At 40.4% G+C, this 25,839-nt stretch carries 21 protein-coding genes and 1 pseudogene; 4 read left to right on the forward strand and 18 right to left on the reverse strand.

All coding sequences use genetic code 11. The features are described from left to right. Nucleotides 1–34 precede the first annotated feature (34 nt). From ACFODW_RS12780 to ACFODW_RS12790, 3 genes are all read right to left on the reverse strand, one after another. Complete coding sequence (locus tag ACFODW_RS12780) at nucleotides 35–1,309, reverse strand: TRAP transporter large permease (protein WP_390307043.1); 1,275 nt, start codon at nucleotides 1,307–1,309, stop codon at nucleotides 35–37. Between the two features lie 23 nt (nucleotides 1,310–1,332). After that, on the reverse strand, nucleotides 1,333–2,550 hold the full coding sequence (locus ACFODW_RS12785) for an MFS transporter (protein ID WP_390307045.1): 1,218 nt from the start codon (nucleotides 2,548–2,550) through the stop codon (nucleotides 1,333–1,335). Nucleotides 2,551–2,807: 257 nt separating this feature from the next. Further along, nucleotides 2,808–4,733: a sigma 54-interacting transcriptional regulator gene (locus ACFODW_RS12790; protein ID WP_390307047.1), complete on the reverse strand. Its 1,926-nt coding sequence runs from the start codon at nucleotides 4,731–4,733 to the stop codon at nucleotides 2,808–2,810. A 57-nt stretch (nucleotides 4,734–4,790) separates the two neighbouring features. Between ACFODW_RS12790 and ACFODW_RS12795 the strand changes: the two genes are divergently transcribed. Continuing rightward, nucleotides 4,791–5,615 carry an HpcH/HpaI aldolase/citrate lyase family protein gene (locus ACFODW_RS12795; RefSeq protein WP_390307050.1) on the forward strand — a complete coding sequence of 275 codons (825 nt, stop codon included), beginning with the start codon at nucleotides 4,791–4,793 and terminating at the stop codon, nucleotides 5,613–5,615. A 773-nt stretch (nucleotides 5,616–6,388) separates the two neighbouring features. On the opposite strand, the gene ACFODW_RS12800 is transcribed toward ACFODW_RS12795, so the two are convergent. Beyond that, nucleotides 6,389–6,667 carry an AbrB/MazE/SpoVT family DNA-binding domain-containing protein gene (locus tag ACFODW_RS12800; protein ID WP_390307052.1) on the reverse strand — a complete coding sequence of 93 codons (279 nt, stop codon included), beginning with the start codon at nucleotides 6,665–6,667 and terminating at the stop codon, nucleotides 6,389–6,391. Between the two features lie 228 nt (nucleotides 6,668–6,895). Here ACFODW_RS12800 and ACFODW_RS12805 point away from each other — a divergent pair, with 228 nt between their 5' ends. After that, on the forward strand, nucleotides 6,896–7,468 hold the full coding sequence (locus ACFODW_RS12805; protein WP_390307055.1) for a biotin transporter BioY: 573 nt from the start codon (nucleotides 6,896–6,898) through the stop codon (nucleotides 7,466–7,468). A 265-nt stretch (nucleotides 7,469–7,733) separates the two neighbouring features. Here the strand turns inward: ACFODW_RS12805 and ACFODW_RS12810 are convergent, their stop codons facing one another. The 3 genes from ACFODW_RS12810 to ACFODW_RS12820 form a co-directional block, all read right to left on the reverse strand. Further along, complete coding sequence (locus ACFODW_RS12810) at nucleotides 7,734–8,906, reverse strand: hypothetical protein (protein ID WP_390307057.1); 1,173 nt, start codon at nucleotides 8,904–8,906, stop codon at nucleotides 7,734–7,736. 65 nt (nucleotides 8,907–8,971) lie between these two features. Beyond that, complete coding sequence (locus ACFODW_RS12815) at nucleotides 8,972–10,141, reverse strand: amidohydrolase (RefSeq protein WP_390307121.1); 1,170 nt, start codon at nucleotides 10,139–10,141, stop codon at nucleotides 8,972–8,974. A gap of 950 nt (nucleotides 10,142–11,091) precedes the next feature. Continuing rightward, a complete protein-coding gene (locus ACFODW_RS12820; RefSeq protein WP_390307059.1) occupies nucleotides 11,092–12,831 on the reverse strand; it encodes an ATP-dependent nuclease in 1,740 nt (579 codons plus the stop codon). Nucleotides 12,832–13,449: 618 nt separating this feature from the next. Here ACFODW_RS12820 and ACFODW_RS12825 point away from each other — a divergent pair. Together ACFODW_RS12825 and ACFODW_RS12830 are read left to right on the forward strand one after the other, a co-directional pair. Further along, entirely contained in the window at nucleotides 13,450–14,208 is a 759-nt protein-coding gene (locus tag ACFODW_RS12825) for a DNA-binding protein (protein WP_390307061.1), read from the forward strand. Next, the gene (locus tag ACFODW_RS12830) at nucleotides 14,201–14,701 is read left to right on the forward strand and encodes a toxin-antitoxin system TumE family protein (protein ID WP_390307063.1); all 501 of its coding nucleotides are present in this window, start codon (nucleotides 14,201–14,203) and stop codon (nucleotides 14,699–14,701) included. Before ACFODW_RS12825 ends, ACFODW_RS12830 begins: the two co-directional genes overlap by 8 nt. Nucleotides 14,702–15,163: 462 nt before the next feature. On the opposite strand, the gene ACFODW_RS12835 is transcribed toward ACFODW_RS12830, so the two are convergent. The 11 genes and pseudogenes from ACFODW_RS12835 to ACFODW_RS12885 form a co-directional block, all read right to left on the reverse strand. Continuing rightward, on the reverse strand, nucleotides 15,164–15,337 hold the full coding sequence (locus ACFODW_RS12835) for a hypothetical protein (RefSeq protein ID WP_390307065.1): 174 nt from the start codon (nucleotides 15,335–15,337) through the stop codon (nucleotides 15,164–15,166). Between the two features lie 3 nt (nucleotides 15,338–15,340). Then, nucleotides 15,341–15,897 (reverse strand): annotated as a pseudogene (locus ACFODW_RS12840) (FAD synthetase family protein). A gap of 188 nt (nucleotides 15,898–16,085) precedes the next feature. Next, a complete protein-coding gene (locus tag ACFODW_RS12845) occupies nucleotides 16,086–16,499 on the reverse strand; it encodes a flavin reductase family protein (RefSeq protein WP_390307067.1) in 414 nt (137 codons plus the stop codon). Nucleotides 16,500–16,530: 31 nt separating this feature from the next. Next, complete coding sequence (locus ACFODW_RS12850) at nucleotides 16,531–17,355, reverse strand: alpha/beta fold hydrolase (protein WP_390307069.1); 825 nt, start codon at nucleotides 17,353–17,355, stop codon at nucleotides 16,531–16,533. Nucleotides 17,356–17,371: 16 nt separating this feature from the next. After that, nucleotides 17,372–18,037 carry an alpha/beta hydrolase gene (locus ACFODW_RS12855; RefSeq protein WP_390307071.1) on the reverse strand — a complete coding sequence of 222 codons (666 nt, stop codon included), beginning with the start codon at nucleotides 18,035–18,037 and terminating at the stop codon, nucleotides 17,372–17,374. A gap of 76 nt (nucleotides 18,038–18,113) precedes the next feature. Continuing rightward, nucleotides 18,114–19,088 carry a catechol 2,3-dioxygenase gene (locus ACFODW_RS12860; protein ID WP_390307073.1) on the reverse strand — a complete coding sequence of 325 codons (975 nt, stop codon included), beginning with the start codon at nucleotides 19,086–19,088 and terminating at the stop codon, nucleotides 18,114–18,116. Between the two features lie 51 nt (nucleotides 19,089–19,139). After that, nucleotides 19,140–20,345, reverse strand: a complete 1,206-nt coding sequence (locus tag ACFODW_RS12865; RefSeq protein WP_390307075.1) for an acyl-CoA dehydrogenase — start codon at nucleotides 20,343–20,345, stop codon at nucleotides 19,140–19,142. Nucleotides 20,346–20,671: 326 nt separating this feature from the next. Further along, nucleotides 20,672–22,558: a XylR N-terminal domain-containing protein gene (locus ACFODW_RS12870; RefSeq protein ID WP_390307078.1), complete on the reverse strand. Its 1,887-nt coding sequence runs from the start codon at nucleotides 22,556–22,558 to the stop codon at nucleotides 20,672–20,674. Between the two features lie 387 nt (nucleotides 22,559–22,945). Continuing rightward, nucleotides 22,946–23,191 (reverse strand): hypothetical protein, encoded by a 246-nt coding sequence (locus ACFODW_RS12875; protein ID WP_390307080.1) that lies wholly within the window; start codon nucleotides 23,189–23,191, stop codon nucleotides 22,946–22,948. A gap of 62 nt (nucleotides 23,192–23,253) precedes the next feature. Next, nucleotides 23,254–24,285 carry a hypothetical protein gene (locus tag ACFODW_RS12880; RefSeq protein ID WP_390307082.1) on the reverse strand — a complete coding sequence of 344 codons (1,032 nt, stop codon included), beginning with the start codon at nucleotides 24,283–24,285 and terminating at the stop codon, nucleotides 23,254–23,256. Nucleotides 24,286–24,727: 442 nt separating this feature from the next. Further along, the gene (locus ACFODW_RS12885) at nucleotides 24,728–25,708 is read right to left on the reverse strand and encodes a hypothetical protein (protein ID WP_390307084.1); all 981 of its coding nucleotides are present in this window, start codon (nucleotides 25,706–25,708) and stop codon (nucleotides 24,728–24,730) included. Nucleotides 25,709–25,839: the final 131 nt, after the last annotated feature.

The raw sequence follows: 25,839 nt of genomic DNA on the forward strand, positions 1-25,839 counted from the left end.
ATCCCCATAGCATCCCCCCTTATATATTGAACAATTATTTCAACAGCACCAAGCTTAGCTGAGGAAAATAAGTAACAAGCAGCAAAGAAATAATCAATACAAAGTAATAGGGCCCGACTCCTTTCGCTACATCTTCGACCGGAATCTTCGTCAAACCACTCATAACAAAAAGATTAAGCCCTACAGGAGGTGTAACTGCAGCTATTTCAATATTCAATGTTAGAATCACAGCAAAATGTATAGGGTCTATACCGGCCGCTATAGCTACCGGAAATAGCAGAGGGCTGACAAGAACAATGACTGAGATACCATCCAAGAAAAGCCCGAGTAAAATGATCAGCAGATTGGTTATCAATAGAAATTGCCAAGCTTCAAGTCCTGATCCAGCTATCAGATTAATTAACCCTTGGGTCAATCCTAAGCTTTGCAACATAAACGCTGTGAGTGCTCCCCCGATGATAATCAGGTATACCATCCCTGATTGGAGGAGCGCTCCTTTAAACATGGTCCAGACTCCTCTCATATTCGTCTTCTTCAATATGATGACTAATAATAGAGCATAAAACACTGCTACGGCTGCTGCTTCAGTAGGAGTAAAGATCCCTAAGTAAATCCCTCCAAGAATAAGAACCGGGAGAAACAATATACCGGAGGAGGATTTGAACCTCTCACCTATCATTTTTGGTGTTACTTTAATGTTATGAAACTCGGATTCCCATCTATTTTTTCTGCTGATCCACCAAGTTACCAAGATAAGCATGACACCTTGTAATATCCCAGGTACAATACCTGCCGTAAATAAATCGATAATAGGAATTCCCATCATACTGCCAATCAAAATAAAACTTAAGCTAGGCGGGATTAACAAACCTATGGTTCCACCAGTTGCTACCAAACCAGCAATAAACCTTTTGGGATAGCCTTTCTCCCCAAGTAGGTTCACCACATTTTTTCCCAGTGCGGTTGTAGAAGCTACACTTGAACCAGAGATAGAAGCGAAGAAAACGCTTACAATCATGGCAGCAATAGCAGCTCCTCCGTGTATTCTCCTTAATATTAAATCAGCGAGATCTAATAACCTTTTAGCTAGATCCCCTTTCATTACAATGTCCCCGACTAAAATAAAAAATGGAATGGCCGCCAGGGCATAATCGTTAATGGATTCAAAGGCTTGCTGGGAAATTACAGTAAGGTTAGTCCCCTCAAAGATAAGCAAGATTACCAATGCACTTGACCCTAAAGCAACCCCAATATGGGTCCCCAGCACCAATAGTGTCAATAAAATAAAAATGAATAAGGTGATTTCCATATATGACTCCTTTCTCCTCAAAGTTAATAATATTCTTTATGGTTATCCAGCCTAAACCAGAAAGTGAGAATCCCAATCAGAAGCATAGTTAAAGAGCATATGATCCACATGACCTCATAGTTTCCTGTCAGGTCTATAATCCAACCTGAAATCGGTGTACCTATGACTGCCCCTATGTAAACAGCAGCCAACCCTACACCACTCGCAAGACCAATCTGTTCTTTTCTGACCACTTCTGACACTAGCAGTACAAAGATACCATTCCAACCTTGGGTAGTAATACCTAGTAGAAAGGAGAGGCAGGCAACTATCATAAACGCAACTTGGTCTGTAATCATACTAAATGAAAATAATAAAAGACTTGAAACGATAGCGATGATCCCCAAAATCGCTCCTCTTTTCCTATTAAAATATTGATCACTTACAATCCCCCAAATGGACCTTCCAACAGCTCCTCCCAGTTGTAATAATCCTAAACAGATCAGGGCATAAGCTGCTGGCCTGTCATGCCCCAGCAAATACAATACTAAGTAGGTCATTACGCTCAATTGCACCCATATGAAAAAAACAATGAGCGATATGATCTTCAGCATACTTCTGTTTTTAATTACTTCCACTATTCCTTCGTAGAGTTTGACCGGTTTGTATTCCATCTTGCTTTCTTCCAACACTTTGAAATGAAAGATACATAACGCTAACAATAGTAAAGATATGATCAGCAAGCTGATTCTCCAGCTGGTATAAGTTGCCAGGAAAGGAAGAAGCAAGGTTCCAAGCACGCTTCCTAGAGACACACCGGTTTGCTTAATACCCATGGCCGTCCCTCTGTTATAAGCATTAAAATGTTCCATGATGCTTTTATTTGTCCCCGGAGTAATTCCGCCATAGCCACAGCCCAGCAAGAAGAGGAGAAATAACAAGTAAAGAAAGCCCGTGGAAAAATAAAAGAGTGCGGTCACTACGGCAAGTAATGAAGAAAAAACAAACAAAGATTTTCTCGTACCCAATTTATCCGTAATTACTCCAGAAGGAACAGCTATGATGGAAGCTCCCAGAAATACAGCTGAGGTCATCCATCCTACTTGAGTATTTGTCAACGAGAATTCCCTCTCCATAAAGGGGATAAGAGGTACATAGCCGTAATAGGCCAGGGCTGTACAAGTTTGAATCAATAAAAGCCAAAGGAGATATTTGTTCCACAACGTATCAAGCTTCGCGGTCTGCTGGTTCTCTACTTGCATATAGGACCTCCCACCAACTATTTGCAAATATACTGCAAAAATTGTGCCAATAATTAAAATTTTAAAAACGGCGTTGTATAGGAGATCAGTCTATTTCCGTTGGCATTTATCTTGATGAAACGTTTCAACCCGTTTCATTGGTGTTTCTTTTTGAAAGCTATACGCTGACTGACTAATGTCAAGGTACCCTTGCTTAAGGGAGTCTGACATATGGCATAAAAGTTGCATGTATAACCATTGAACGGGAAAGGCGTAAATTATTTGAGTGTGTCTTCGGCTTCTAGATTATACTGTTTAATTTTTCTCCATAAAGTTGTACGTGACATACCTAAACTTTTGGCTGCTTTATTGCGGTTACCGGAAGTCTGAAGCAATACGTTTTTAATTTTTGCTTTTTCCAACTCATCATTTGTTAATTTATTCTCATTTTCCAGTGATAAGGAGGGAGATGGTATGTGAAGAAGTGAATCTTGATGCCCTTTTTCTTCCAGGAACTCAAACAGAATGTCATTGAACGTCTTAAGGAGGTCGAGAGATGTGTTGGCGATCGATTTCAATGCTGCAAATCGCTGCACAAAGTTTTCCAATTCTCTTATATTACCTGGCCAGCTATATAGGACAACAGAGCTCTTCGAATTATTGACCAAGTACTCTGATTCCGTTTTGGTAAAACCGTTTTTACTCAATAAACTCTTTAGAATGCCAACGATATCTTCCTTGCGTTCACGTAATGGAGGAATGTCTATCTGCAATACGTTGATTCGATAATAGAAATCGGACCGGAACTTTTGCTGCTCAATCAGTTTAACCAGTGATCGGTTCGTAGCAGTAATTATTCTTACGTTCAAAGGGATAATTTGCGTGCCGCCAAGTCTGATGACTTCCTTTTCTTGAAGGACACGCAACAGTTTGGTTTGGATGTCTATCGGAAGTTCACCAATTTCATCCAGAAAAATCGTTCCATCCTGAGCCAACTCGAAATAGCCGGGCTTGCCGCCTTTCTTTGTACCGGTAAACGCGCCTTCCTCGTAACCGAATAATTCGCTTTCCAAAATATTTTGAGGGATCGCTGAACAATTTACTGGAAGGAACGGTTTGGAGTTTCTATTGCTTTCCTGATGTATGCTGTGTGCTAACAGCTCTTTGCCCGTTCCTGACTCACCGAATATAAGGACAGGGGCATCAGAAGTAGCATACTGTTTAGATTTTAAGATTACCTTCTTCATTTTTTGCGACTGATGGATAATATTTCCAAATTTATACTTGGATTTTAAGGATCCGATTTTCCCAGCAGATCCAGGTTTAGTGGAGTTCATTGACCCTCTCACATAAATTATATAGCCATCTATTTTCGAATTGATGACAATAGGATCTATCATCAGATTCTTATATTCATAAGGTTTAAGTGGAGCAATTTTCGAGAGAGATGGCAGGTGAAGATAATCATCAAGTTTATCTCCGATTATTTCGTGCTTCTGTGTCTTTTTTAAATAATTTAGGGCTGATTTATTCATTTCGATGATCATATTTTCCTTATCTAACATGAATACTGGACCTTCTGTATGTAGGAAAAATGAGTTCTTTACCTTTCCAAAACTAATCATTTTGTGTTTAGTAGAAGCAAGTTGATAAGCTTTAATCAATTCCAATTTTAAATACTCCGACGAATAGATGAGAATATCATTCATCCCAAGTTTTTTAGCCATTTGACAAACGGAACTGGTTCCTATCACTGTCTGATACCCCATGGATTTATAGTTGTTAAGCTGATCTTTCGCATCGTTCAAATCTTTAAAACCTAATTGCACTAAGTCCAACCGAAGAATTTGCACATACTCTTCTAATGCATGGGTTTTATTCGCATAGGTCATCAATATGACTTTATTGCTTATCGAGCTGGCTTTAACTAGTGAACGTACCAGGTCTGCCTCTATCAACTCTAGAGGATAGAAAGAAACATGATAAGTAAGTTCTTCAAACTCTTTATATATCAATTCTAGATGGGCACCACTTGTGATGACTAAATCATATTTCATGATAGTGTCCGTATCGATAAAGTTGTTCAGTTCACCAAATTCTACTTCCAGTATGTCCAATTCAACGGGTAGATTGACCATCTCTTTAGCGTCATGAACCAAGCTGGCAAAGTTTCTGTGGGTGATAACCAATATTTTTACTGCCACATTGTTTCCCCCTTCTATAGCTTTTAATTATTATACGAATATCTGGGAGGTCTAAATATGAGTGTATTTCTTTTTGTACCTGGAGATAACGGTAAAAGAATTGTAAAAGCCTTAAACAGCGAAGCGGATACAGTCATTATCGACTTGGAGGATGGCGTGATTCCCAATAAAAAAGTATTGGCGAGAAATACAATTATAGACACATTAAAAGAGAACCCTAGATTGTTCTCTGACAAAAAATTATGGTTGCGAATAAATCCAGAACACACCCCTTGGCATGATGAAGATCTCCTTTTAATCAACCAAATACCAAGTCTAGATGGAATCATGCTTCCTAAATGTGAAACAGCGTATAATATTAGGTCCATCGAAAATAGGTTGTCATTAGACTTGGAGATTGTCCCTTTAATTGAAACCGCCAGTGGCATCTTGCATACACAACAACTTATCGATTCTAGCCGATGGGTAAAGAGGGTTGCCTTTGGCTCGGTTGATTTTGCCTATGATATAGGAGCGGAATGGACTCCTTCCGGGATAGAAAGGAGATATGCCATGTCTCAAATAGTCGTGCTTTCCAGGGCAGCTGAGGGTGAACCTCCAATTGATGCTGTTTTCCCTCAGATTGATGATGAAGAATCCTTTAAAAAAGATACTTTAATAGGAAAACAGGTAGGGTTTTTCGGCAAATTAGTAATACATCCTAAACAAGCCCAATGGGTAAACGAAATTTATTCTCCATCAAAAGAAGAAATCGATTGGTATAGGAAAGTTGTTGAGATCTATGAGGAATCCGACGACAAAGGTGCAGTTGCACTAGATGGCAAGTTAATAGACCTACCAGTTTATTTACTTGCGAGAAGATATTTAGAAACTTCCAAATGATATAGCCATCAGGCCCCCTCTTCCCCCATTTCTTGTTTTCTGAGAGATGGGGGATCACTTATTTGCCAAAAAATTAGCCTTACACAGTTCTTCTATTTACGAAAAATACCTATTACAACCACCACTTCACCTTCGAAAACGAACCCTTTTCTAACCAATAACTAGCTACTGGAGACCAAGTCTAAATTTTTATATTTTTTAAATATTATAAATATAATATAAGTTTATAATACTTATCTGTCAATACGACATAAGACAATTGATTCATCAATTGTTCTTAGATGAATAACTTTGAAACATAAAGAAACATTATTCTACTAAAATCAACCTTTTTTAAGACGTTTAATCACTTGGAATCCGGGTGCTTAGTAAATATTTTTCAATTCAAAATAATTATATTGCAGGAGCTATTATCATAATCGAAACTCCAACCAGCAAAGATACCACGGAAAGTCTTATAGAAAGTAAGCCTGTTTAATTTTGGATGAAAGATGAATTTAAAAGAGATAGAAACCTACAGGAGAAGGTGGATTGCTTTGGTGTGTGTTGCCACCTTCTTCTAGAAAGACAGCCTTCTATGAGATTTGTGTCCCTCGGATTGGAGATTTGCCGCCAACTTCCTTTAGATTCCGGGTAACCCCGGATAACCTTTCCTTCAGCTAACGGCTAAAATGACCTTCACCTCTCAGGCCTTCAATCCTAGAGCATGTGTACATGCCCAGCACATAACAAAAACGACCGCCCCCCAGCAGTCGCTTTCATCTAAATCTATCCTATTTATTCTCCGATCTACTTTCCATCTGCTGTTTCAAAATCTCTGCTCCTTCATCACTCAACCAAATATTCCCGACTCGGAAATTATCCTCTGAGACTTTCCCCGTAATGGCGCACTCTTTATCAGGGCTATATTTGCGAATGGCTATGAAGTTATCTTCCAGCAGAAATTCAACTGGATCTCTATTTTCAATTCCCATGGTCCGTCTGATTTCTTTCGGAATGACGATTCTTCCCAGGTCATCTACATTTCTCGTAACTCCCGTTGATCTCAACATAATGATTAGTCTCCTTTAATAAACATACTCACTAACATATTACGTAAACGGAAACTAGTTTATTAGGATATAGTTGGCAGTATTTAACTTCCAATTTATCCCAAATATTTTCCACCTACTCATTATTATAATGTCACCTATTATAATAATAAGTTGACAATATCTGCTAGACATTTTATAATTCAAACTATGTAAATTTTCAAAAATCAAATAAATAAGGAGTTGATTATGTTGACAGAAAACAGCAAAAAGCTCAGAACACTTCTCAACTGTTCCATCTTTGCCGCGATTACTGCTATCCTCGCTCAAGTGGAAATTCCCTTGCCGCTCATTCCAATCAGCGGCCAGACATTAGCGGTCGGTATCGCCGCAACCATCCTTGGAAGCCGGCACGGGGCAATCGCCATGGTTGTATATGCTACGATAGGTGCTATCGGCCTGCCAGTATTTGCCGGGTTCAGTGGCGGCCCTCAGGTGTTGGTAGGACCTTCAGGCGGATACATATTCGGATTTATTGCGGCCGCCTATCTCACCGGCCTGGTCCTGGAAAAGACCAAATTCACCCTACCAATGGCACTGGTAGCAAACATTGTCGGGATGATTGTCACATTGATCTTCGGAACCATCCAGTTGAAAATCGTGATGGATCTCAGTTGGAATGCAGCACTCGCTGCCGGTGTCTACCCATTCATTGCCGTAGGATTGGTCAAAGCTTTCCTGGCAAGCTGGATCGGCATTACCGTGAGGAACCGGCTGCTGCAGGCAAAACTTATTGCGGATACAAAGGAAGAGATTGCATGAAAAGAAGAAGAAAGGAAGAGCGGGGAACATGCTAAGTAGTCCCGATACTGTGGAAAAATTCTAAAATAAAAATGAAATAACATTCGAAAACACGTTATGTTTAGCACCATGAATAACACCATAAACAGCATACAAAACGCTTGGATAATCATGTCCAAGCGTTTTGTTGTTTATAAAATTGCCTTGTTCATAGCCAAGTTCTATATAACGCTTGGAGACTTTTTCCAATTAAAATGAACCGCATTCCCGCGGTCCATTTATCAAACTATAATGTAGCAACTAAAATACTGGCGATGACTATGGAAGCTATAGATACGGAGGTAAAGCCTCCAATAAGCATCGGGGATAATATATTTGTTAGGATTATTTCTTTTTCTTCCTCATTCCTACCAACACTTCGAGAGACCTCATGTGAAATCAAATAGTCGGCTGGAAAACCAAACATTGCAGTTAATGCTACGGGAATCCCTTTTAAAGGGTCCCATTTAAAGATTTTTGAACCAATGAATCCGCCTATAATCAAGCCGATGGTACCAACAATAAGGATTGTCGCAGCTGCAGGCAGCACATTAAGGATATCTTGCCAAGTAATACCTACTACAGCGCCAAGCACAATGAATATTAGCCCGGTCATTGCAATACTAAATCCATTTGCTCTTTCTAAGACTTTCGAAGGATAAAAACCAACGTAAGCACCAATAATTCCTATAGCTAATCCAAATAAGCTATAGCTGATGCCTGTAATGTCTGCTAACCAAACAGCTAAGGCAGATCCAACAAAAATCAGGAATAATAAAACAAAACTACTTTGTGAATACTTTTCAGGTATAAGAAGTTTTTTCTTAGGATTATCTTCCAGTGTATCTTCAATGGAGGCTTCTTCAGATACATACGTTCCTGCATCCATAGCATTTCGAATTTTTATACCATATTTTTGCAACAGTAATGAACTTAGTGGCATTCCAACCACTTGTTGAATGGTAAATACGATGATTGGAATTGCAATAAGAGCTGTCAGCCCAGCTGTTCGAAGTGCCTCCTCTGTGACAAGAAAAGCAATCAAACCACCTGTTAATGGGCCAGCCCCCGCTACAGCAGTTGGATAATCAAAGAATATCGGTACAACTAGAATAAGTGACAAGATGGAACATAATAGTCCAATCAAGGATATTATTACTGCTTTGTATTGCTTTTTTAAAACACTCATCGGGATTAACGTTCCCATATGTATCATAATTGCTGGTTGCAGTATGGCACCTACCACAGTAAATGTAGATGCTTCAATGATACCTTCTGGAAGAATGTCCACTTGAAATAGAACAAATACAATCACCACTACAACAAGCATCATCGGTACTTTTGCTCTCGTTTGAATAGAAATTACTTCACCTAATGCAATAATCGCTATAATAATCAGTGCTGCAATTACTGGATCCATAAAGCACTACCTTTCTTCAAAATACGATCTAGAAATATAATCGTGTATAAAGTTATACGTTCTAATTATCCAAGAATTTTCTTGGGCAAGTTTACTAGAATACGAAGTCCGATTTCCAAAGAATCTTCATCAATGCCGAAACGCGAATGATGGTGAGGGAAATCAAATCCTTTTTCTGGATTACCGGCTCCCACGGTTACAAAGCAACCAGGTACTTTTTCAAGGAAGGCAGAAAAATCTTCTCCGCCCATAAAAGGTTCTGCATACTCAATATATTCGCTACCAAACTCATCTGCTATCATTTCTTCAACTAATCTGGTTATTTTCTCATCATTAACTACGGAACTATAGCCATAAGTATATTTATATTCATACGAAGCTCCATGAGCATCAGTTACCCCTTTTGCAACACGCTCTATTAACTTAACAGCTTTTTCTCTCACTTCCTGATCATACGATCTGACCGAGCCTCCCATCTTCACCGTTTCCGGGATGACATTTTTAGCTGTACCAGCGTTGAGTTCAGTTGTCGATATGACTAATTGATTAGAAGGAGCCAAATTTCTAGATACAATATGCTGTATATTGGTAATTATTTGAGCACCTATAGCGATAGGGTCCACTGAATTTTCAGGTTGTGAGGAATGTCCTCCCTTGCCAATAACTGTTAAGTCAAATAGATCTGTATTACCGGTTGCAGGCCCATAAACAATACCAATTTTCCCAACAGATTGTGTCGTCATCAGGTGCAAACCTACTATATAATCGACATCATCCACTACTCCTGCTTTCACCATTTCCTGCGCACCGCCCGGCAATAATTCCTCAGCGTGCTGAAATATAAATCTGACTTCTCCTATTATTTCATCTTTCCTATGACTTAAAAATTCAGCTGCACCAAGAAGCATTGCAGTATGGCCATCATGACCGCAAGCATGCATAATTCCAGGGTTTTTTGAAGCAAATTCCAGATCAGTCTCTTCCTGGATTGGAAGGGCATCCATATCCGCACGCAATCCTAGGACTTTACCTGGCTGGCTTCCTATCAATCTTGCAACTACACTCGTTTTTGTAGGACGACTTACCTCCAGCCCTCCAAACGATAAAAGTGTTTCATATACAAACTGTGAAGTTTTTTCTTCTTGGAAAGATAATTCTGGGTTCATGTGCAGATATCTTCTCCACCCTTTGACCCTTTCATTCAGATCCGTTAATTCATTATTACTCACTTTTATCCCCCTTAACACTTTAAAACTATTATAATTTACTGAAATTAGATTGCATAAGTATACCGTTTTTTGAATGTTTATACTATATACCCTCTTTGGTTATTTGTCAAATTACGACAAAAATTTGAATTATTTCTTTTAATCTTACAATCTAAGATATATAAGTTTTGTATTTCAGAAAAATCTTTGCGAGAACTCGGACATAGCAAAGGATTTTCTGCAGGAAGTGGATGGAGATATGAACAGACGAAAAGAGCCTGAAATTTTAAAATTACAGGCTCTTTCATCTCATCTCAAACAGGGAGTAAAGGAATTGCTAACGTCTTTTAACTTCATTGCTACCAGGCACAGAGCTGAGGAGGCTTACCATAATCTTCTAGATAATAATAGGCGAAATCTTTTCAAACGTCAGATCACCCAGCGGCGCCACGAGAATGTACTCACCCGCCACCCCCGTCAAATGCCTCCATCATGTCCTATTCGCTACACCAATTCCATGCAGCGCAACAGGCCCGGGTATTTTTGAGCCTTCTGTAAGGAGTTAGGTGTCTTCACTTCATAGTGAAAAGCACTGTTCACTCCCCTTCCCCCTTGTTTCAATTAGACTCCATTAACAACAGCAACATGCAGCCTGTCACGCTAAAATGCTATCAGTTCCAATTCCCTTTTTAAAAATAGAGGATGACGGGGATGGCCGCCTTTATTTTTTAGAATGCATTTAGGTTTATAGCCTTTCAATCTTTTGATGAGGACTAGTAGGTTTCTTCCATTGATTGCAAATTGCAAATTTTTCCTATAATGATGTCTAGTACGGAAGAGAACCTGGCTAACTATTGGTCACACTGTTTTGCACCTTTCTTCCGATTCGGCCAAAATTTTATTCAATTCGTTCAAGTTTTTTCCGGGCAGACTATTTGCTGTTTCCACGATGGAAACTCGGCCGATTCTCACCGGTGTCAATGACTGTCATCAGTCTGAAGAGCCAACTTTTCCTTTCTTTCTTTCTTCTGTTTCTCCTCTAATTCTTCTTGAACTTTTTCACTAATTAGGTCATCGAATAGATCGTCAAAATTTTCTTCTTGGATTACTCTACAAAATCCATCGCCAATAGTTATATCTTCATCATGGAGTACCATATGTTTAAATAAGTCATTTATTAGTTTTCTAGCTTCGGCATACTCATCCCCCCCAGTAGGTTCATGTATTATTTTATATATAGTCTGTGTTTTCTTCTCATTAGATACATCTCCAATACCAATGGCATTTTCAAAGTTGGAGATTGAAGAAAAAATTCTAACGTCACTATCCCCCTTAAGCCTATATATGTTTTTACAATTGGTTTTTTGAGCTTTTAGAGTACTAGAAGAATACCTTTTATGGTTGTCCACATCATGTAAAACGTCGTAATTAGTATTAAACTGATTTAGTATTTTCATTAAGGTACATATCGTCGCTTTACCTCTTGCACGAATGATGTGTACGTTCTCTTTCACTGTTTTAGCAAGGTGCTTAAAAGCAATATACTCTGTGTCACCTTCAACTATCAATATTTTATCAGCAAAGAAGAATTCATTTACATATGAGTCTACATAGTTTAAAATCTTCATATTTTGTATGTCATCTTCGTCAAATTGATCATTTTTAGATTTATATAATTGAATTGCTTCTTTTTCACCTACCCGAAAAACTTGAATAGGAGTATGTCTCTCAGATAAATCTATAAGTATAGGTGAATGAGTTGAGATCATAAGTGGCATCTTTTCCCCAATTTTATATAGAGAACGACTAAGTGCTCGTACCGCTTCTGGATGCAAGAAAGCTTCTGGTTCATCTATTAATAATAACTTATTATCCCCTTCACCCATTAGCTTTTTTTCAATCATATTTTGGATAAGGTATATTAAGCTCATTCGTTGTAAGCCTGTTCCTTGATTTGATAATGGCATCTCGGACTGCTTTTGACTGTCGATATTAACAACTGAATTTGTAGACTTTAAAATGTCTTTCGAAGAAAAGCCTTCACTTTCGCCGCCTATAACATTCAAAGATAACTGATCATTTGAAAAGAGATTTCGTAAATTTAAAGAAACATCATTACTTACTTCTTCAAGCGTCTTATCCGTGTTTATTTTTAGCTTTCTCAAAAACTCAGGGTAGGACTTTTTAATTTCAGAATACTCCTTTGCTAATTCATACATTTCATCTGTTTGCCTAGACCCTCCTTCAATGTCTTCAAGTTTTTGTAAGTCACTTTTAATTATCTCTGAGTATATTTCTTGGATTAAATCATTAATATCGTCGGGTAACATAGATGGGGTTATATAGAAAGGTTTATTGTTTAAAATTTCATCTAAGGTTTCTTTTAAATCATGGTTGGCTTTGATTTCAATATTGCTTTCATCATAAAACTTCGGGGCAGACTCTTCCTTATATTTCTTTACAATTGTAATTTCACCCTCATCAATTTCGAATACGGCTTTAAATTCAATTTTTTCATTACGTACAGAGAAGCAATCATTTTTTATAGTTGTTGGTTTAGTCTCTCTTTTAAAAAAGCAGTTAATAGCTTCTAATATCGTTGATTTACCAGTATTATTTCTTCCAGTTAAAATCGCAATAGAGTCTTTAGAGAAATCTATGCTAAACGTGTCTTTAAAAACTTTATAGTTTGTTACACTAAACTTCAATAATCTCATTATATCATCTCCCTTATTATATTAGTTTAATGTTACCATATTTAACCTTTTATTAAGGGTATTTTTACAGAATATTACTTTTTTTATATTCATCATCAAGATCTCCCATCTCTTGAATAAAGATACGGGAAAGTTCCACCATGGTGTAAATCTATTATGTAGGAGCATTAGAGTGTCGGCTTGGAGCATAGCGTACAGCGGATGAGACTCAAGGCCTCTTCTGGCCCCCTTGAGAGATGTAGTCAACTGCCGGAATAGGCTAGATTGTGAGTACGTTCATAGGGAATTGGCGATACGCGGAGTGAAGTTATTTCTCTTATTGAGAACTATTTTATAGCATACTGAAGCAAGAAATCACCGCCTAAGTCTTCTTTGTAAACTTGCTGTAAACGATAAACAAGAGTTTACAGTCACCGCCCTCCTTTAGACTTATTAGATCAGCAATTTTGCCAATACCAAACACCTCGAATTTTGAAATACAAAATTTAGACGTTGAAAAAGTATCAATCATTTTTCTTTCAGAACTGAATAAGATGTTAACGAAAGGGGAATAACATAAATTAACTATATTGACAAATCGTTAACATCTATTATAATGGAGGTGGGAGGATGAGTATAATGAGTAAAGCCGTATATGATTTAACAGAAAAACAAATTAATTTAGGCTTCCAACAGAAAGATCGTGATTTGATTGAAAAAGAAACTGATTTTATTCTAAACAAAACTGTTGCGGTTATGTTATCAATTTTCTCAGATAAAATTGAAGGTATTACATTTGATCACTATGGAGTCGCTATTAAAAATGATTATCTGCTTTCGAAAAAACACCAAAAGAATTTATTAAAATGGCTAAATCGTTTGGTACAAATTAAATATCCTTCTTCCGATTTAGAGTTTGGTAAATTGAAAGTTGATCTTGAGATTTGGTATTACGAAATGGGTGGAGAAGAAATACAATTTCACTATAAGGATGAATATTTACTAACTCCCAAAGACACGGCTGAAAAGATGGGTATATCCAAAGTAACTTTAAATAAGTATATTAAACAAGGGTTAGAATCGTTAGAAACATCCTCTCATAATAAAATACCTATGTATGTAATAGAACTCTGGAAAGACCCTGTTTATAGTATCAAGATTCAAATGATTGCCCAACAAAAGAAAATGTTGAACCAATCTCCAATTGAGCGTTATAAAGAAATTAATGAAGAACTATCTGAACTGCACATCAAATATAAAAAGTATTCATTTAATGATGCATTTGGCCATCTTAGTGGGGATGATTTGGAGGATCCTACTGACTATTATTTATGGCGTGATTTAGAGGAAGAACGAGAAGAGCTGCTAAAACAGCTGGGAGATGTTGATCTTGACTGATTCTAAGAAAAGTAGTTCTACAAAATCAGACATATTGAAACCAGCTGATATTGATGAAATTCTGGAACAGTATAATCATTTACTAAAGACTTATCCCAATCAAAAAAATGCAGTTTACGCTAATTATAAAAGAACTATTAAAAGATTGGATGTCTTATTTCCTTTTATTGAACACCCTGTTCATGGAATAACGGGTTTGCATGCATTAGAGAAATATGATGAAGCTGGTTATGTACGAACATATAATTACAATTGGAAAATAATAATCCCTAAAATGGGAGTGCAAAAACATCATATATCGGGTTGGGGAAATGAACCACATGACGATCCTGGTACACCAGAAGAGTTTAAAATTGAGACTGAACCCCATCATCATCATTATGACCTAAATGATCGCAAAAAAAGAAGAGAGAATTATGATGTTCGTACACTTGAACAAGCATTCGAATTTATATCCTATTATCTAATTAGCGGTAAGGAATATAAAGGATAAGAAGACATTCCAGGGTGTCTTCTTTCATTTAGACATTAAAATTATCAAAGAAATCAAGGATACTTATGGATAAAATGGATATCCGGATGAGTCAATTCGGCGACTGTATACAGACGGTAAGCCAATTAGCTGATTAACATTAAAAATGTTCCTGATAACTAACGACTGACTGTAAGATCGTATGGCGAGGAAAACATATGCAGGTTCATTTCGCCAGTTAAACGATCCATAATATGCTGTGTAGACGCTAACTTCTTCTGTTTTCCTTCGAATAGACATTGTCAATTTTCTACTCATCCTTATTGACAGCATATTGGACAGCCTTGCCAATGACTCTGCTGGTCACTCAAACCTCAGTATACACTGCCCGGACCTTAGATCTGCTTACTCCGTTCCAGCTCCTGAATCAAAAGGGCTAATCCCTAGTTATCAGTGGAATGCCCCTTCAAAAAATCATATCTTTCAATAATAAGCGTAAACTGCTCCTTTACCAACCCTGTTCAACCATACCAGTTCAACCCGTTCACCCACATCTATCTGCGTACGCACATTGCCTGGAAGGTAAATTCTGCCGTACTCCCCTTCCACACAAACATTGGTCATGTACCTGTCGTTCAAAGTTTGAATGGTCGCCATATATCAACCAGCTTTTGGCAGTAAATAATTGGGCAACAGCTCCAGTGAGTCTCCATCCCAAGTACATTTTGTTTCATAATTTCTTCCGAGTAGATGGGGCAATTCGTCCAGATCTCCTGTTGCCAACATCTCCCGTATCCAGGTGGAACTGATTTTCCTGCCCGAATACTCTACTTTCGCTACCTTTGTAACTTCCAATTCTCCCCCTGAATCCTCACGCAGACAATCGATATTTCCAGCTCCTCGCTGTCCATATCTGAAATCATAGCCAGCGGCGACATGGATGGTTCTGTGCTTGAGAAGGTATTCTTTAACAAACATATCTGGAGAGAGGGATGAGAAATCTTTATCGAATTCCGCAACGTAAAATCGATCGACACCCAGGTCCTGCAAAATCTTCACTTTTTTCCGCCATTGGCATATATAATGGTTTTTCTCGCCAGAATGACCTTCTGATGACCCAAGTGAACCCCATCGAAAAAACCTAACGCAAGGACATTGCGCTCGGGCTCTTCCTGCCAAAAACTCAGGCTTTCTTGATTCAAGTATATGATGTCCATGATTATTCTCCCCTCTCCAGTGATGCCCAGTTGGGAACTTGATGATTCTTCCACATGCCCCTCGGAAACCCATAATTAATAGAAAGAATGCTGTTAAGAACCTGGAGGCCACAGCATCCACTCGGTCGCCAGCACCCTCAACTCGGGCCCCGCCACCACCCTCAAATCACCCCTCAGCCATCCTCAAATCACCCAGACTCCTGCAACTCACCTTCATTCAAACGCCTATACTTGCCACAAGAGAAAATAAGCGGTTCCCCATCCTCGAGGCAAATATCTTTGACTCCGCCTATAAACAGCGTGTGGTCACCTTCCACATACTCTCCGGAAACTTCACAGGAAACTTGGACGAGTGATCCTGGCAGGACGGGGTTGCCTGCAAGTTCGTCAAATACGATTTCTTCTTCGTTATCGATCTGCCCGGCGAATGTCATGGATTCTTTCTTCTGCTTTTCCGAAAGAATATTGACCGAAAAACGCCCGCTTTCTTTGATCATCTCGAGCATCTTGGCATCTTCTTTAATCGAAATAACCACCAGCTCGGGATCCAGGGATACAGACATGAAAGCATTGGCGGTCATGCCGTGCACCTTTCCATCCAATCTTCCGTTTCAGTGGCACCATCAATCCTCACTATTCCTGATTCAAGAACATCTCCACCTGCTGGCAGAACTCTTCTGTCTTCTCGATTTGGATCCAATGGCCGCACTTGCTGAACAGATGCATTTCAGCATTCGGCAGTGCCTGGAATGCCTTCCAGCTGTTTTCTGCCGGGATGACCTGATCTTCTCTTCCATGCAGCGCGAGGACGGGATGTTTGATATCCTGAAGCTCTTCGTCGCTCAGGGCAAGCTTATCTACCTGGGCTTGACGCGGGGCAGGGAACATCGAGGCGAATGCATCCTGGTTTTCTTTATCAAGTGTCCCTTGATACCGCAGTTCAATTAGATCCTTATCTTTCTTATATTTGTCGTCATAGGAAAAGATATCGATCAATTCCGCCATATTTTCATAGCTTGGAGTGTAGCCCCACACTTTATCAAGCCCCTCTGTCAGCTCGAATGGAACCCCGGCCGTGCCCATTAACACCAATTTATCCAAGAGTTCCGGCCTCTTTTTGGCAAGGTGCAGGGCAATCGCCCCTCCCAGGGAATTGCCGACAAGGGATACACGTTCCAGCCCTTTGTCCTCTATCAGCGCGGAGAGCTGGTCGACCCAAACATCCATGCCATATGCTCCCTCCTCGAGTTTTTCGGTCGATCCGAATCCTGCGAGGTCTGGTGCGATAACGTGGAAATTCTTAGATAAACGCGGAAGGACTAGCCGCCAGTTCGCCCATGCAGACACCCCTGGCCCGCTTCCATGGATGAAAAGGACTGGCTCTCCCTGCCCCTCCTCGTAATAATGCGTATCAATTCCTGCAAAAGTCGCCCGCTTTCCTTCAATGGTTATACTCATGAATGTCCACCCTCCATTATGATTGGTTTAATTGTTTGTCTGATTGATAGTTTGCCAGAAGCCACTGGACGGCATCTTTTTTAGCCTCTTCTCCTATTTCATGCCCAATGGAATAGATGCGGTATCGAACAGAAGCACCCTCTTCTTGGAAATACATCTCATTTTTCCGGCCGACTTCCGGCGGGAAAATTTCATCCGCTTCTCCGGTCGACAGGAAAACAGCCAGGTGATCAATCGGCTGCACCGGATATCTGTCTTTCAAAAAGCTTGGCACATAGCCGTTCATAGAAACAATGCCGCGCACCTGATGCCCGAGCACCATTGCCAAAGAGTTGGAAAGGATGGCCCCCTGGCTGAAGCCAGCTAAATATACATGCTCCCGGTCCACCGGGTATTCTTCCACCACATCATGGATGAATGTCTGCAGTTTCTCCATGCTTACATCAAACTGTTCCATATCCGGTCTCCCATAGTCTTGCAAATAATAGTAGGCGTATCCTCCTTCATAGGATAGATCCCCGCGTGGTGCAACCACGATATACTCATCCGCCAACCCGTCGAATGCCTCCAGCATGTACTGTTCGTTGTAGCCGATTCCATGCAAGGCAATCAACAACGGGTACTGGATGCCTTCCCGCAGTTGATCAGGAGTTTTCACGTCGTAATGGTAAGTGTTGTGCATTGTCCTATCCCCCTTGGTTATATAAACAGGGCATTACCGTAGGAATACCTGATAACACCCTGCTTTACTTAAAAATCTACTTGGTAACCACTGGCTTCTTAATATTAGGCGTTCCATATTGGAAGAAGTCTCTCGGCAGCTGGGAACCATACCAGATGATCCCTTTCTCCAAATCTTCCTCTTTCCAGACTACCGGCTCCCAATCCGGGTCGAAGATGAGGTATCCAGGATCACCGAATAATTCCACCCGGTTGCCGCCCGGTTCAATGACGTAGAGGAAATATGCCTGGCTGACACCGTGTTTTCCTGGGCCTGCCTCAATTTTGATATCATGCTCATTCAGGATTTCCGAAATATCCGAGATATGCTGCGGGAAGCCATACCAGTAGCAGATATGGTGCAGACGGCCTCTGCCGGCCAACTGATCCTGCATCATCGCCACTTCATGCACCAGCGGGCTAACACTCAGCCAGTCGGCAATGTTCTTGCCGTCATTCTGCTGGATGCGCTCACGCAGACGGAAGCCGAGTTGCTCCTGCATGAAATCGCTGCTTGTTTCCAGGTCGCCGGCCATCAGATTGACGTGATCCAGCCGGCGGACAGGCACCCCGCGGGTCGGTCGCTTCTGCGGGCGGTTCAAAAGCGGGGTCTTCATATGGTCTGGCGCTTTATAATACTCGACCTCCCACAGCAGTTCCATATTATGCCCATCAGGAGTCGCAAACTGGTAGGCCGCTCCCTGCCCTAAATCATTTTCCGTCCATCCTTTTCCGTGCCCCGTTGCTTCGATTGCTTTCACCCGGCGGTCCAGCGCCTGCTGGGAAGTGGTCCGCCATGCAACATGCCCTAGCCCCGGCTCCTTGCTTTCGGTGACTTTCAGTGTGTGATGATAAAAATCCTCGTATGCCCGCAAGTATGCAGACTGCCCTTCCCTTGCTGTCTCCTCCAAGCCGAGCAGCTCTTTGAAAAACCATAGCGTCTCATCCGGTTTCGGTGTCAGGATCTCCACATGGGCAAGTTGGGCTACATCAAAAATTGGTTCTGGTTTCATTTATATTTCCTCCCCGTTTTTATTGGTCGTTCTAGCAAAATATTTATGGTATTACCAGACAGGATCTCCCGGGAATCCAAAATTGGTCCGGCCAAATGCTGCCATGGAATCTTCATAGGAATGATTAGGATGGGCAGCAAAGGCTAAAATATCTCTCGTAAACCTTTCTACAGCATCCCCTTTATAAATAGAGGTTCCTCCAAGGTTCAGCATAATTTCTACAATCAAATTAGCTGATTTTCTCGATACCTGCCCCCGTAATGCGAAGAATTCCTCCCGTTCCTTGTCACTGATGGCCGTCTTTCCTTCCCTCTTGTAAGCCTCCAGTTTCTTTACATATATATCCGTCAAGCCCTCCAGGGAACTCAATTCAGTTTTCCAAATCGAATACAACCTCTGGCTGCTTGGTGATTCCTTTTCGTTCGATCCTTCTTTAAAGACCCTGACCCTGTTAGACGTTTTCTCATGGAACACGGACATCATCCTGTCGATGCCACCCAATGCTACTGGCATGAATCCGAGTAGGAAAAACGGGATAAATGGCATCCGTAAAATCGGATCACTCTCGTCATAATCCCCTCCCATCGGCTCCCCTAGTTTCATCAAGTATTTCGTTGGAAGGATTCTTGAGCGAGGGATATAGACGTTATCAAGGGATACGCCGTTACTTCCGGTAGGACGCAAGCCTAATGTGTCCCAATTCTTGATGATGTCGAACTCAGACTCATGCGCTGCAACCAGGCAAACCTCTTCTCCCTGTCCTTCCTCCAACTCTACTAACGCACCAAGTCCTGCCCATTCACTCCACAGGACGCCGCTGCAGAAATTCCATTTTCCAGTAATCCGGAAACCGTCTTCTCCATCTTTCTCCCCCCGGCCGACCGGAGCAAGAACATCGGCTAGAAGTCCGCCTGTACCCAGCACTTCATCTCGCCCTTCCGGCGGAAGATAATGTGCCCAAATATCGTGGATGGAATAAAAGTAAGTAAGCCAGGCAGCTGGGATACTATAAAAACCTACCGTGCGAACAATATCCACATACGTATTCAAATCCAGATCCTTTGAGTAACCGCCATACCTTGGGGAACGCATTAACTTATGGATTTCTGCCTCTTCAATTGCTTTCGCTACTTTATCAGAAAAATGTCCGTTCTGCTCTGCTTCCTGTGACTCGGCTTCTGCTGTCTCACCAATCATTCTTGCTCGTTTGATCCATTCTTCCCTCGAAATTGCATTACTTGCTTGTGTTATTGACACATTACGCCCTCCTTTAGGTAAATTAACCGCTTTCATTTTTGACTCTATAAATACTTTGTTACTTCCTAACTATCCATTGATCAAGTCAGTGAAAGGCTGTGCATTCCCGGTTATCCGTGTGAAATGCCTCCTTTCTCTTAACTTAAGTACATGATACCAAGCTGAATATTCATAATATAGAACCAATTCGTACGAAAAATCACTTATTTCATGATGTATTTTCATAGGATACGAGTGAATCCGCTTTCATCAAGGAAAACAGCCTAACGAAAAAACCAGGCGGGACGCTGCATAAGAGCGTCCCGCCTGGTTCCTATTTATTCTTTCTATATATCCTGTTCTTCCAATAGATTGATATCCATATCAATTTCAAGTTTTCCGAGGAAGATAAGTGCTTTTAATGCTAAAAACAGTTGATAGCTGATATCCGGGTTATTCACCTTGGTCTCCAGTACATCATTGATCCGCTGCAGCCGGTACCGCAGGCCACTAACGGAGAAATTCATGCTGCGCGCAGTTTGTTGGAGGTTGCAGCCATTTTTGAGGTAATAATAGAGCGTCTTCGTCAATTCCATATCTTTATCTTCGCGCAGGAGCTTTCCTAGGCTCTTATCGATCATCTTATCCATCATGTTATCTTCATCAAGCTGGAACAACAGCCCCTCTACCCCAAGATGCTCATAGCTGACGATGGGCCGCTTGCTGCTAGTCACCTTCAGGGCGGCCAAGCTTTCCCGATATATATCAGCAGCATCATTCAGGGAAGAAGCACAGGAACTGATTCCGCCACGGAGAGGGTAGTTTTTAAAACGCTGGTGGCAGTATTTCATCAGCTGCTCCAGCATGTTTCCCCTCGACGAGCTGCTTTGCAATGTGGTGTCTTGATAACAGAGGACTACGATTTTCTCAGCCTTCTGCTCAACCAGCACCTTTCTACCCTTTCCCCTCCTGCTGCCCTCAAAATAGAAATAGATTTGATCAATGATCTTTTCATTGCACTCAATCTTTCGTTTGACCTCTAGGGAAGCATTTACATCTAATGTCATGATAAAAAAGGGTGTCAATTGTTCAAACCCCAGATAATAGGCACGTTTATTCAATTCTGCATCGGATATGCCTCCTGTCAGAATTTCTTCCAGAAAGTCCCCACCGATCTTTTGCTTGGTGTCGAGGCTGGTCTTTTCATTCAACAGGACACTGCCACAGGTCAAGGCAGCTCTCTCTAAAATCATTTGATCCAGCTCTTTAACCCGATCATGCCCATCGATCATTAAGCAACAGTAGCCGACGACCTGTTTCTGGACATACACAGGGGTGATGAGTTTCTGGCAGCCGTCAAACTTGACCAGTGTCGTAGCATCGACTCCTTCTTTTCCCAGCCCGATATTGGTATCGAGTACTTCGTCCATGCCTGCCGATGAGACAATCTCTTTCTCATACTTGTCCACGTAAATTGCCGGCTTATCGACGAGTTTGTTCAGCAGTTGGATGACAGAGGAAATATCTTTACCAGTATGAACCTCGTTCATCATTAATTCATGTGCATCGAAAGCCTTTTTAAGATTATCCCTTTCCACTTTCAACTCATCGTACGTCAGCCGCAATTCACGGATCAGACTGTTCGGTTCATAGTACTCCCGTTCCGTTTCTATCTCCTCTCCCCACTCTTCTACCGTTCGGCAGGTGCACCGACAACGGGCATCCCCTTTTGCTTCACATTCTTCCTCCACCACGATGACCTGATGGCCCAGGATGGTGGAAAGGTACCCACTGGCATAACCGGTCATCGTATGGCAGACGACGTGATCGCTTTCACCGAAGTGGTTTCTATACTCCTCCGCTTCGTAGGACTCCTTCCATATTGCTTCGAGATGAAGCTTTTTATCGTTAAAATCTATATTGTTGATGAGAATATCAATATCTGTGGTCCAGCCATGCAACACATGCATTTTAGGGCCGGCCCAATTCAACTCTTCTGCTCTCTCACCGAAATAGTCTATCATTTTTTTGGCATCTGCAGCGCCTGCATGCCAACCATATCGTAATAGAAAACCTTTGGTCCGCTCCTGCCCGATCGTGCCCACCAACTCTTTTCTTAGGGTACCTATCGTATTTGTCGGTGTTGAGACGATCCGTTCATGATAGCCACGCTGAAAAGTTGGCTCTGTGACCTTTTTATAGAACCGTTCAATCTTTATATCTTCCAATTTCATCCCCTACACCACCTCTTATCATAATATCCTTTCCGTAGAAGAACCTGGACTGCGCCGGGAAAAGAGATGGAACACTGAATCAGACGATGGCTCAATAGCAAACCATCTCCCTTTCCATATATGGACTCTTTGCCTGAGAATCTATCAAAAAAGTACGTCTATCAGTCAGTTTAAATATAATTTTCTGAAATAACAATAGCTGGTTTGTGCTAATTAGGTAGGGGATTAGGTAGATTTTTAGTTGGGAGTGTGTGAAGGGAGAGGATTTACCACGGATTTCATTACTTTCAATCAGCATGACGGATCAAGGGATGAACATAACGATAGACGGGCTTCCACCTTGTAGCGATGGAAGCCCTTATTTCCATTACCTTTTCAAAAGTCTCTTTATTCCTCTCTCCAACGCCCTTCTTTAATTAAGACTTCTCTCAGCCTTTGGAACATTTTAGGATGATAATTAACTGACTCCACGTGGTTGTTAATTTCTGTCGGGTTCAGTATATCTTTCGAAACCACCCATATTTTTTCCTTATCTTTTCTATCTTGATAAACGTTTACGACAAAAGATATAGTACTAGAACCTTCTTTATCTGACTTATATACTTCTTCTCTAACAAACTGCTTTTTGGCCATCCTAATCAACTCCTAGACAATAGCTAACTTCAAGATTTGAAAAGTATACCTGAGCCTATTGACTATATCCCCCACTCTCTTCCATCAAGTAGCTCAGCAATTTCCTTTGCATCCATACCTTCTTGATAACCGTTTATCTCGGTAAGATCAAGATAACGGACCCCGGGCAAACCGCCGGAAGATGCTTTCTTATATTTTGTTTGGTAATATTTTTCTACAATAAAAACCCTTCTTTCCTCTTCTGCTGGATACCCGTGTTTTGTCTTCGATACCTTTGTAATCTCTTTGATGTGGTCCTTGGTCTGCTGGGTGGACTTCCCTTTGATATCTTTATAAAAGACAAAGTCATCGCTCTCTTCATCATATTGCATATCGACGATGCCAGAAATTTCTCCGATCGCCCGAATCGCTTTATCCTGATACAAACCTATGTATTTAGCATTCTGATACCCTCGCTTCATAGGGTGAAAGTAGAGTTTGTACTTCACATTCTCTGCGAAAGTTTTACCGGTCAACACCACCCGTACCTTGTTATCATTGTTATCAATCAGACCCGTGTCATTACAAAAGTTTTCATAGTCTTCGATCAATGCGGCCATCTCCAGGTCATAATCCTGAAGAACGCCTTTGGACGCATAACAAATTTCTTTGAAAGTGGTTGAAGCAAATTTTATATTCGTTCCGTTTTTGTTATTGTAATCAACCAATGCATCGATAATTTTATCATAATAATCCCCAGGAATAGGCTCCTTATTAATCCAAAGAAAGACCTGGTTGTCCTCCTGTTTAAAGGAATCCCAATGCCCTATGATCTGGACAATTTGTTCTTGACCATAAAGCTTTGTTTCAATCACCACTTTAAAACTATCCTGACTGATCACTCCATCTGCTATACGGCCGCTTTTGGAACTTTCTTGTTGAGTGAAGTTCACCGTGGTATTCAGCTGTTTCTTATCATCATCCAGAATGGAGTTGATAAAAAGGGTGAATTTCTTAGGATTGTTCTGGTAAAGACGGCTGAACAATAAGAGAGTATTGTTCGTCACCATATTCTCCTTTTGCGAGTACCTAGGAAAGTAATGTATTTCACTCATGTCATTTCTCCTTTCTCTACTAACATACTAATTTTTATTCCATCCTTAAAGCGTTAAAGTATCAAAGTGTGTAAGTATAATTGACTCATCTGTTTGTTCATCAATAAAAACGTTTGCAAATCCATTAAGGATAAGATTGAATTTTGCCTCCTCGTGTTCTTCTATTAAATCACTTAATACTATAGGAAATACATGTTTATTTATAAAATCTGTAGAAAGCTTAGTCCACTACTAAGCCATTTATTTCCTCTACTTTTTCTCCTGAGCTTTTACCTTTCACCTAATCTATAAAACTTCATTTGGTTTAATACATTTCCTAGACCTGGTGCGTATGAAATACCAAATTAGATTAAGTAAGCAATACCCGGAGCAAATCCCCTAATATCATTAACAATGTCATCAAGATATTGTTTTATCTCCAATTCTCCCCTTTTATAACCACTTAAATATTCTCCTCTTGCTCCCGCTCCATATATTCCTCACGGATTTGCGATAGTGTCTTTCCAGAACCCTTATGAACGGCAAACACATAGGTCTGAATACTAGACCAGCCAAAAAGCTCCTTCAGCCATTTCTGCATGGAGATTTCTTCACCATTAACCTCTACGTTTCCATTAGCTAAAAGTGTCCCTTCATCTTCCCGTCCTTTTGCAACGATCGTGTCACCGGCTTTAACAGCGCCCCATTCGAGCATTTCATTAATTTTAGGCAGTACTCTCCGTGTGAAGCCTTTTTTCTGCGAACTACTTTTTATTGGGCTATCTAAGAAATTCACATAGTAATCTCTATATGTACTTAATAGTAAAACCTTTTCAATGTTTGTATACACTTGATCGTTAATTTTGTATGGTATTATTTTAAAACAACTGATATCAACACTATTTCTATTCAGCCAAGCAACAGCCGATAAAGTTTGTTCATCAAAGTCGGAAGCTACCAATATGATTTTTTGATTCTTATTAAAGTTGCTCTCCGCACCATTTTCCCGCAAAAACCCAATCAGTTTTCTAGTCCCAAGCTCAGCACTTGTTAAGGAGCTCTCTTCAAATTCATTACGATATTTTTCTATGTATGGTGCGTATATTTTGTTCACTAAATCCTCTGGATCTTCAATTGTTGCATAGCTGGCTGCATATCGAATAGCCTGAAATTCAAAGGCTTCTTTCCTGGCCTCAATGTCTTTCCGGTCTCTTTTAATCTCAACTAAAACAACGTTCCCTTTATTATCAACTGCAGTAAGATCACTAATACCGTGCTGGGCGTTTCTAACTTGCTTTCCAACAATGAGCATCGATTCTTCTTCATCACATATCATATCGATATTTTTTCTAAGCAATTCTTCAATATCACTTTCTTTAAAATTAAGTTCTGCAAAAGTAGTTGCACCAATTTTTGTCACCTTATCATTGGATATATTGTACATATAAATTGCCTCCCAAAAAGGACAAGTTGTAACTGTCAAGTTGGATAATTTTACCATATCATAAATTCAAGAAATACGGTTAACGTCAGATACAAAAAAACACCAAGTAGCTGTATTAAAATACAATAATC

The sequence above is a fragment of the Virgibacillus sediminis genome (genome assembly GCF_042643265.1).
GTDB classification, from domain to species: domain Bacteria; phylum Bacillota; class Bacilli; order Bacillales; family Amphibacillaceae; genus Virgibacillus_O; species Virgibacillus_O sediminis.

Bases quoted from the DNA above. Each gene is read 5' to 3' on its own strand.
- ACFODW_RS12780 (WP_390307043.1), bottom strand. From the start codon at position 1,309: ATGGAAATCACCTTATTCATTTTTATTTTATTGACACTATTGGTGCTG.
- ACFODW_RS12785 (WP_390307045.1), bottom strand. From the start codon at position 2,550: ATGCAAGTAGAGAACCAGCAGACCGCGAAGCTTGATACGTTGTGGAAC.
- ACFODW_RS12795 (WP_390307050.1), top strand. From the start codon at position 4,791: ATGAGTGTATTTCTTTTTGTACCTGGAGATAACGGTAAAAGAATTGTA.
- ACFODW_RS12800 (WP_390307052.1), bottom strand. From the start codon at position 6,667: ATGTTGAGATCAACGGGAGTTACGAGAAATGTAGATGACCTGGGAAGA.
- ACFODW_RS12805 (WP_390307055.1), top strand. From the start codon at position 6,896: ATGTTGACAGAAAACAGCAAAAAGCTCAGAACACTTCTCAACTGTTCC.
- ACFODW_RS12810 (WP_390307057.1), bottom strand. From the start codon at position 8,906: ATGGATCCAGTAATTGCAGCACTGATTATTATAGCGATTATTGCATTA.
- ACFODW_RS12820 (WP_390307059.1), bottom strand. From the start codon at position 12,831: ATGAGATTATTGAAGTTTAGTGTAACAAACTATAAAGTTTTTAAAGAC.
- ACFODW_RS12825 (WP_390307061.1), top strand. From the start codon at position 13,450: ATGAGTAAAGCCGTATATGATTTAACAGAAAAACAAATTAATTTAGGC.
- ACFODW_RS12835 (WP_390307065.1), bottom strand. From the start codon at position 15,337: ATGGCGACCATTCAAACTTTGAACGACAGGTACATGACCAATGTTTGT.
- ACFODW_RS12850 (WP_390307069.1), bottom strand. From the start codon at position 17,355: ATGAGTATAACCATTGAAGGAAAGCGGGCGACTTTTGCAGGAATTGAT.
- ACFODW_RS12855 (WP_390307071.1), bottom strand. From the start codon at position 18,037: ATGCACAACACTTACCATTACGACGTGAAAACTCCTGATCAACTGCGG.
- ACFODW_RS12860 (WP_390307073.1), bottom strand. From the start codon at position 19,088: ATGAAACCAGAACCAATTTTTGATGTAGCCCAACTTGCCCATGTGGAG.
- ACFODW_RS12870 (WP_390307078.1), bottom strand. From the start codon at position 22,558: ATGAAATTGGAAGATATAAAGATTGAACGGTTCTATAAAAAGGTCACA.
- ACFODW_RS12875 (WP_390307080.1), bottom strand. From the start codon at position 23,191: ATGGCCAAAAAGCAGTTTGTTAGAGAAGAAGTATATAAGTCAGATAAA.
- ACFODW_RS12880 (WP_390307082.1), bottom strand. From the start codon at position 24,285: ATGAGTGAAATACATTACTTTCCTAGGTACTCGCAAAAGGAGAATATG.
- ACFODW_RS12885 (WP_390307084.1), bottom strand. From the start codon at position 25,708: ATGTACAATATATCCAATGATAAGGTGACAAAAATTGGTGCAACTACT.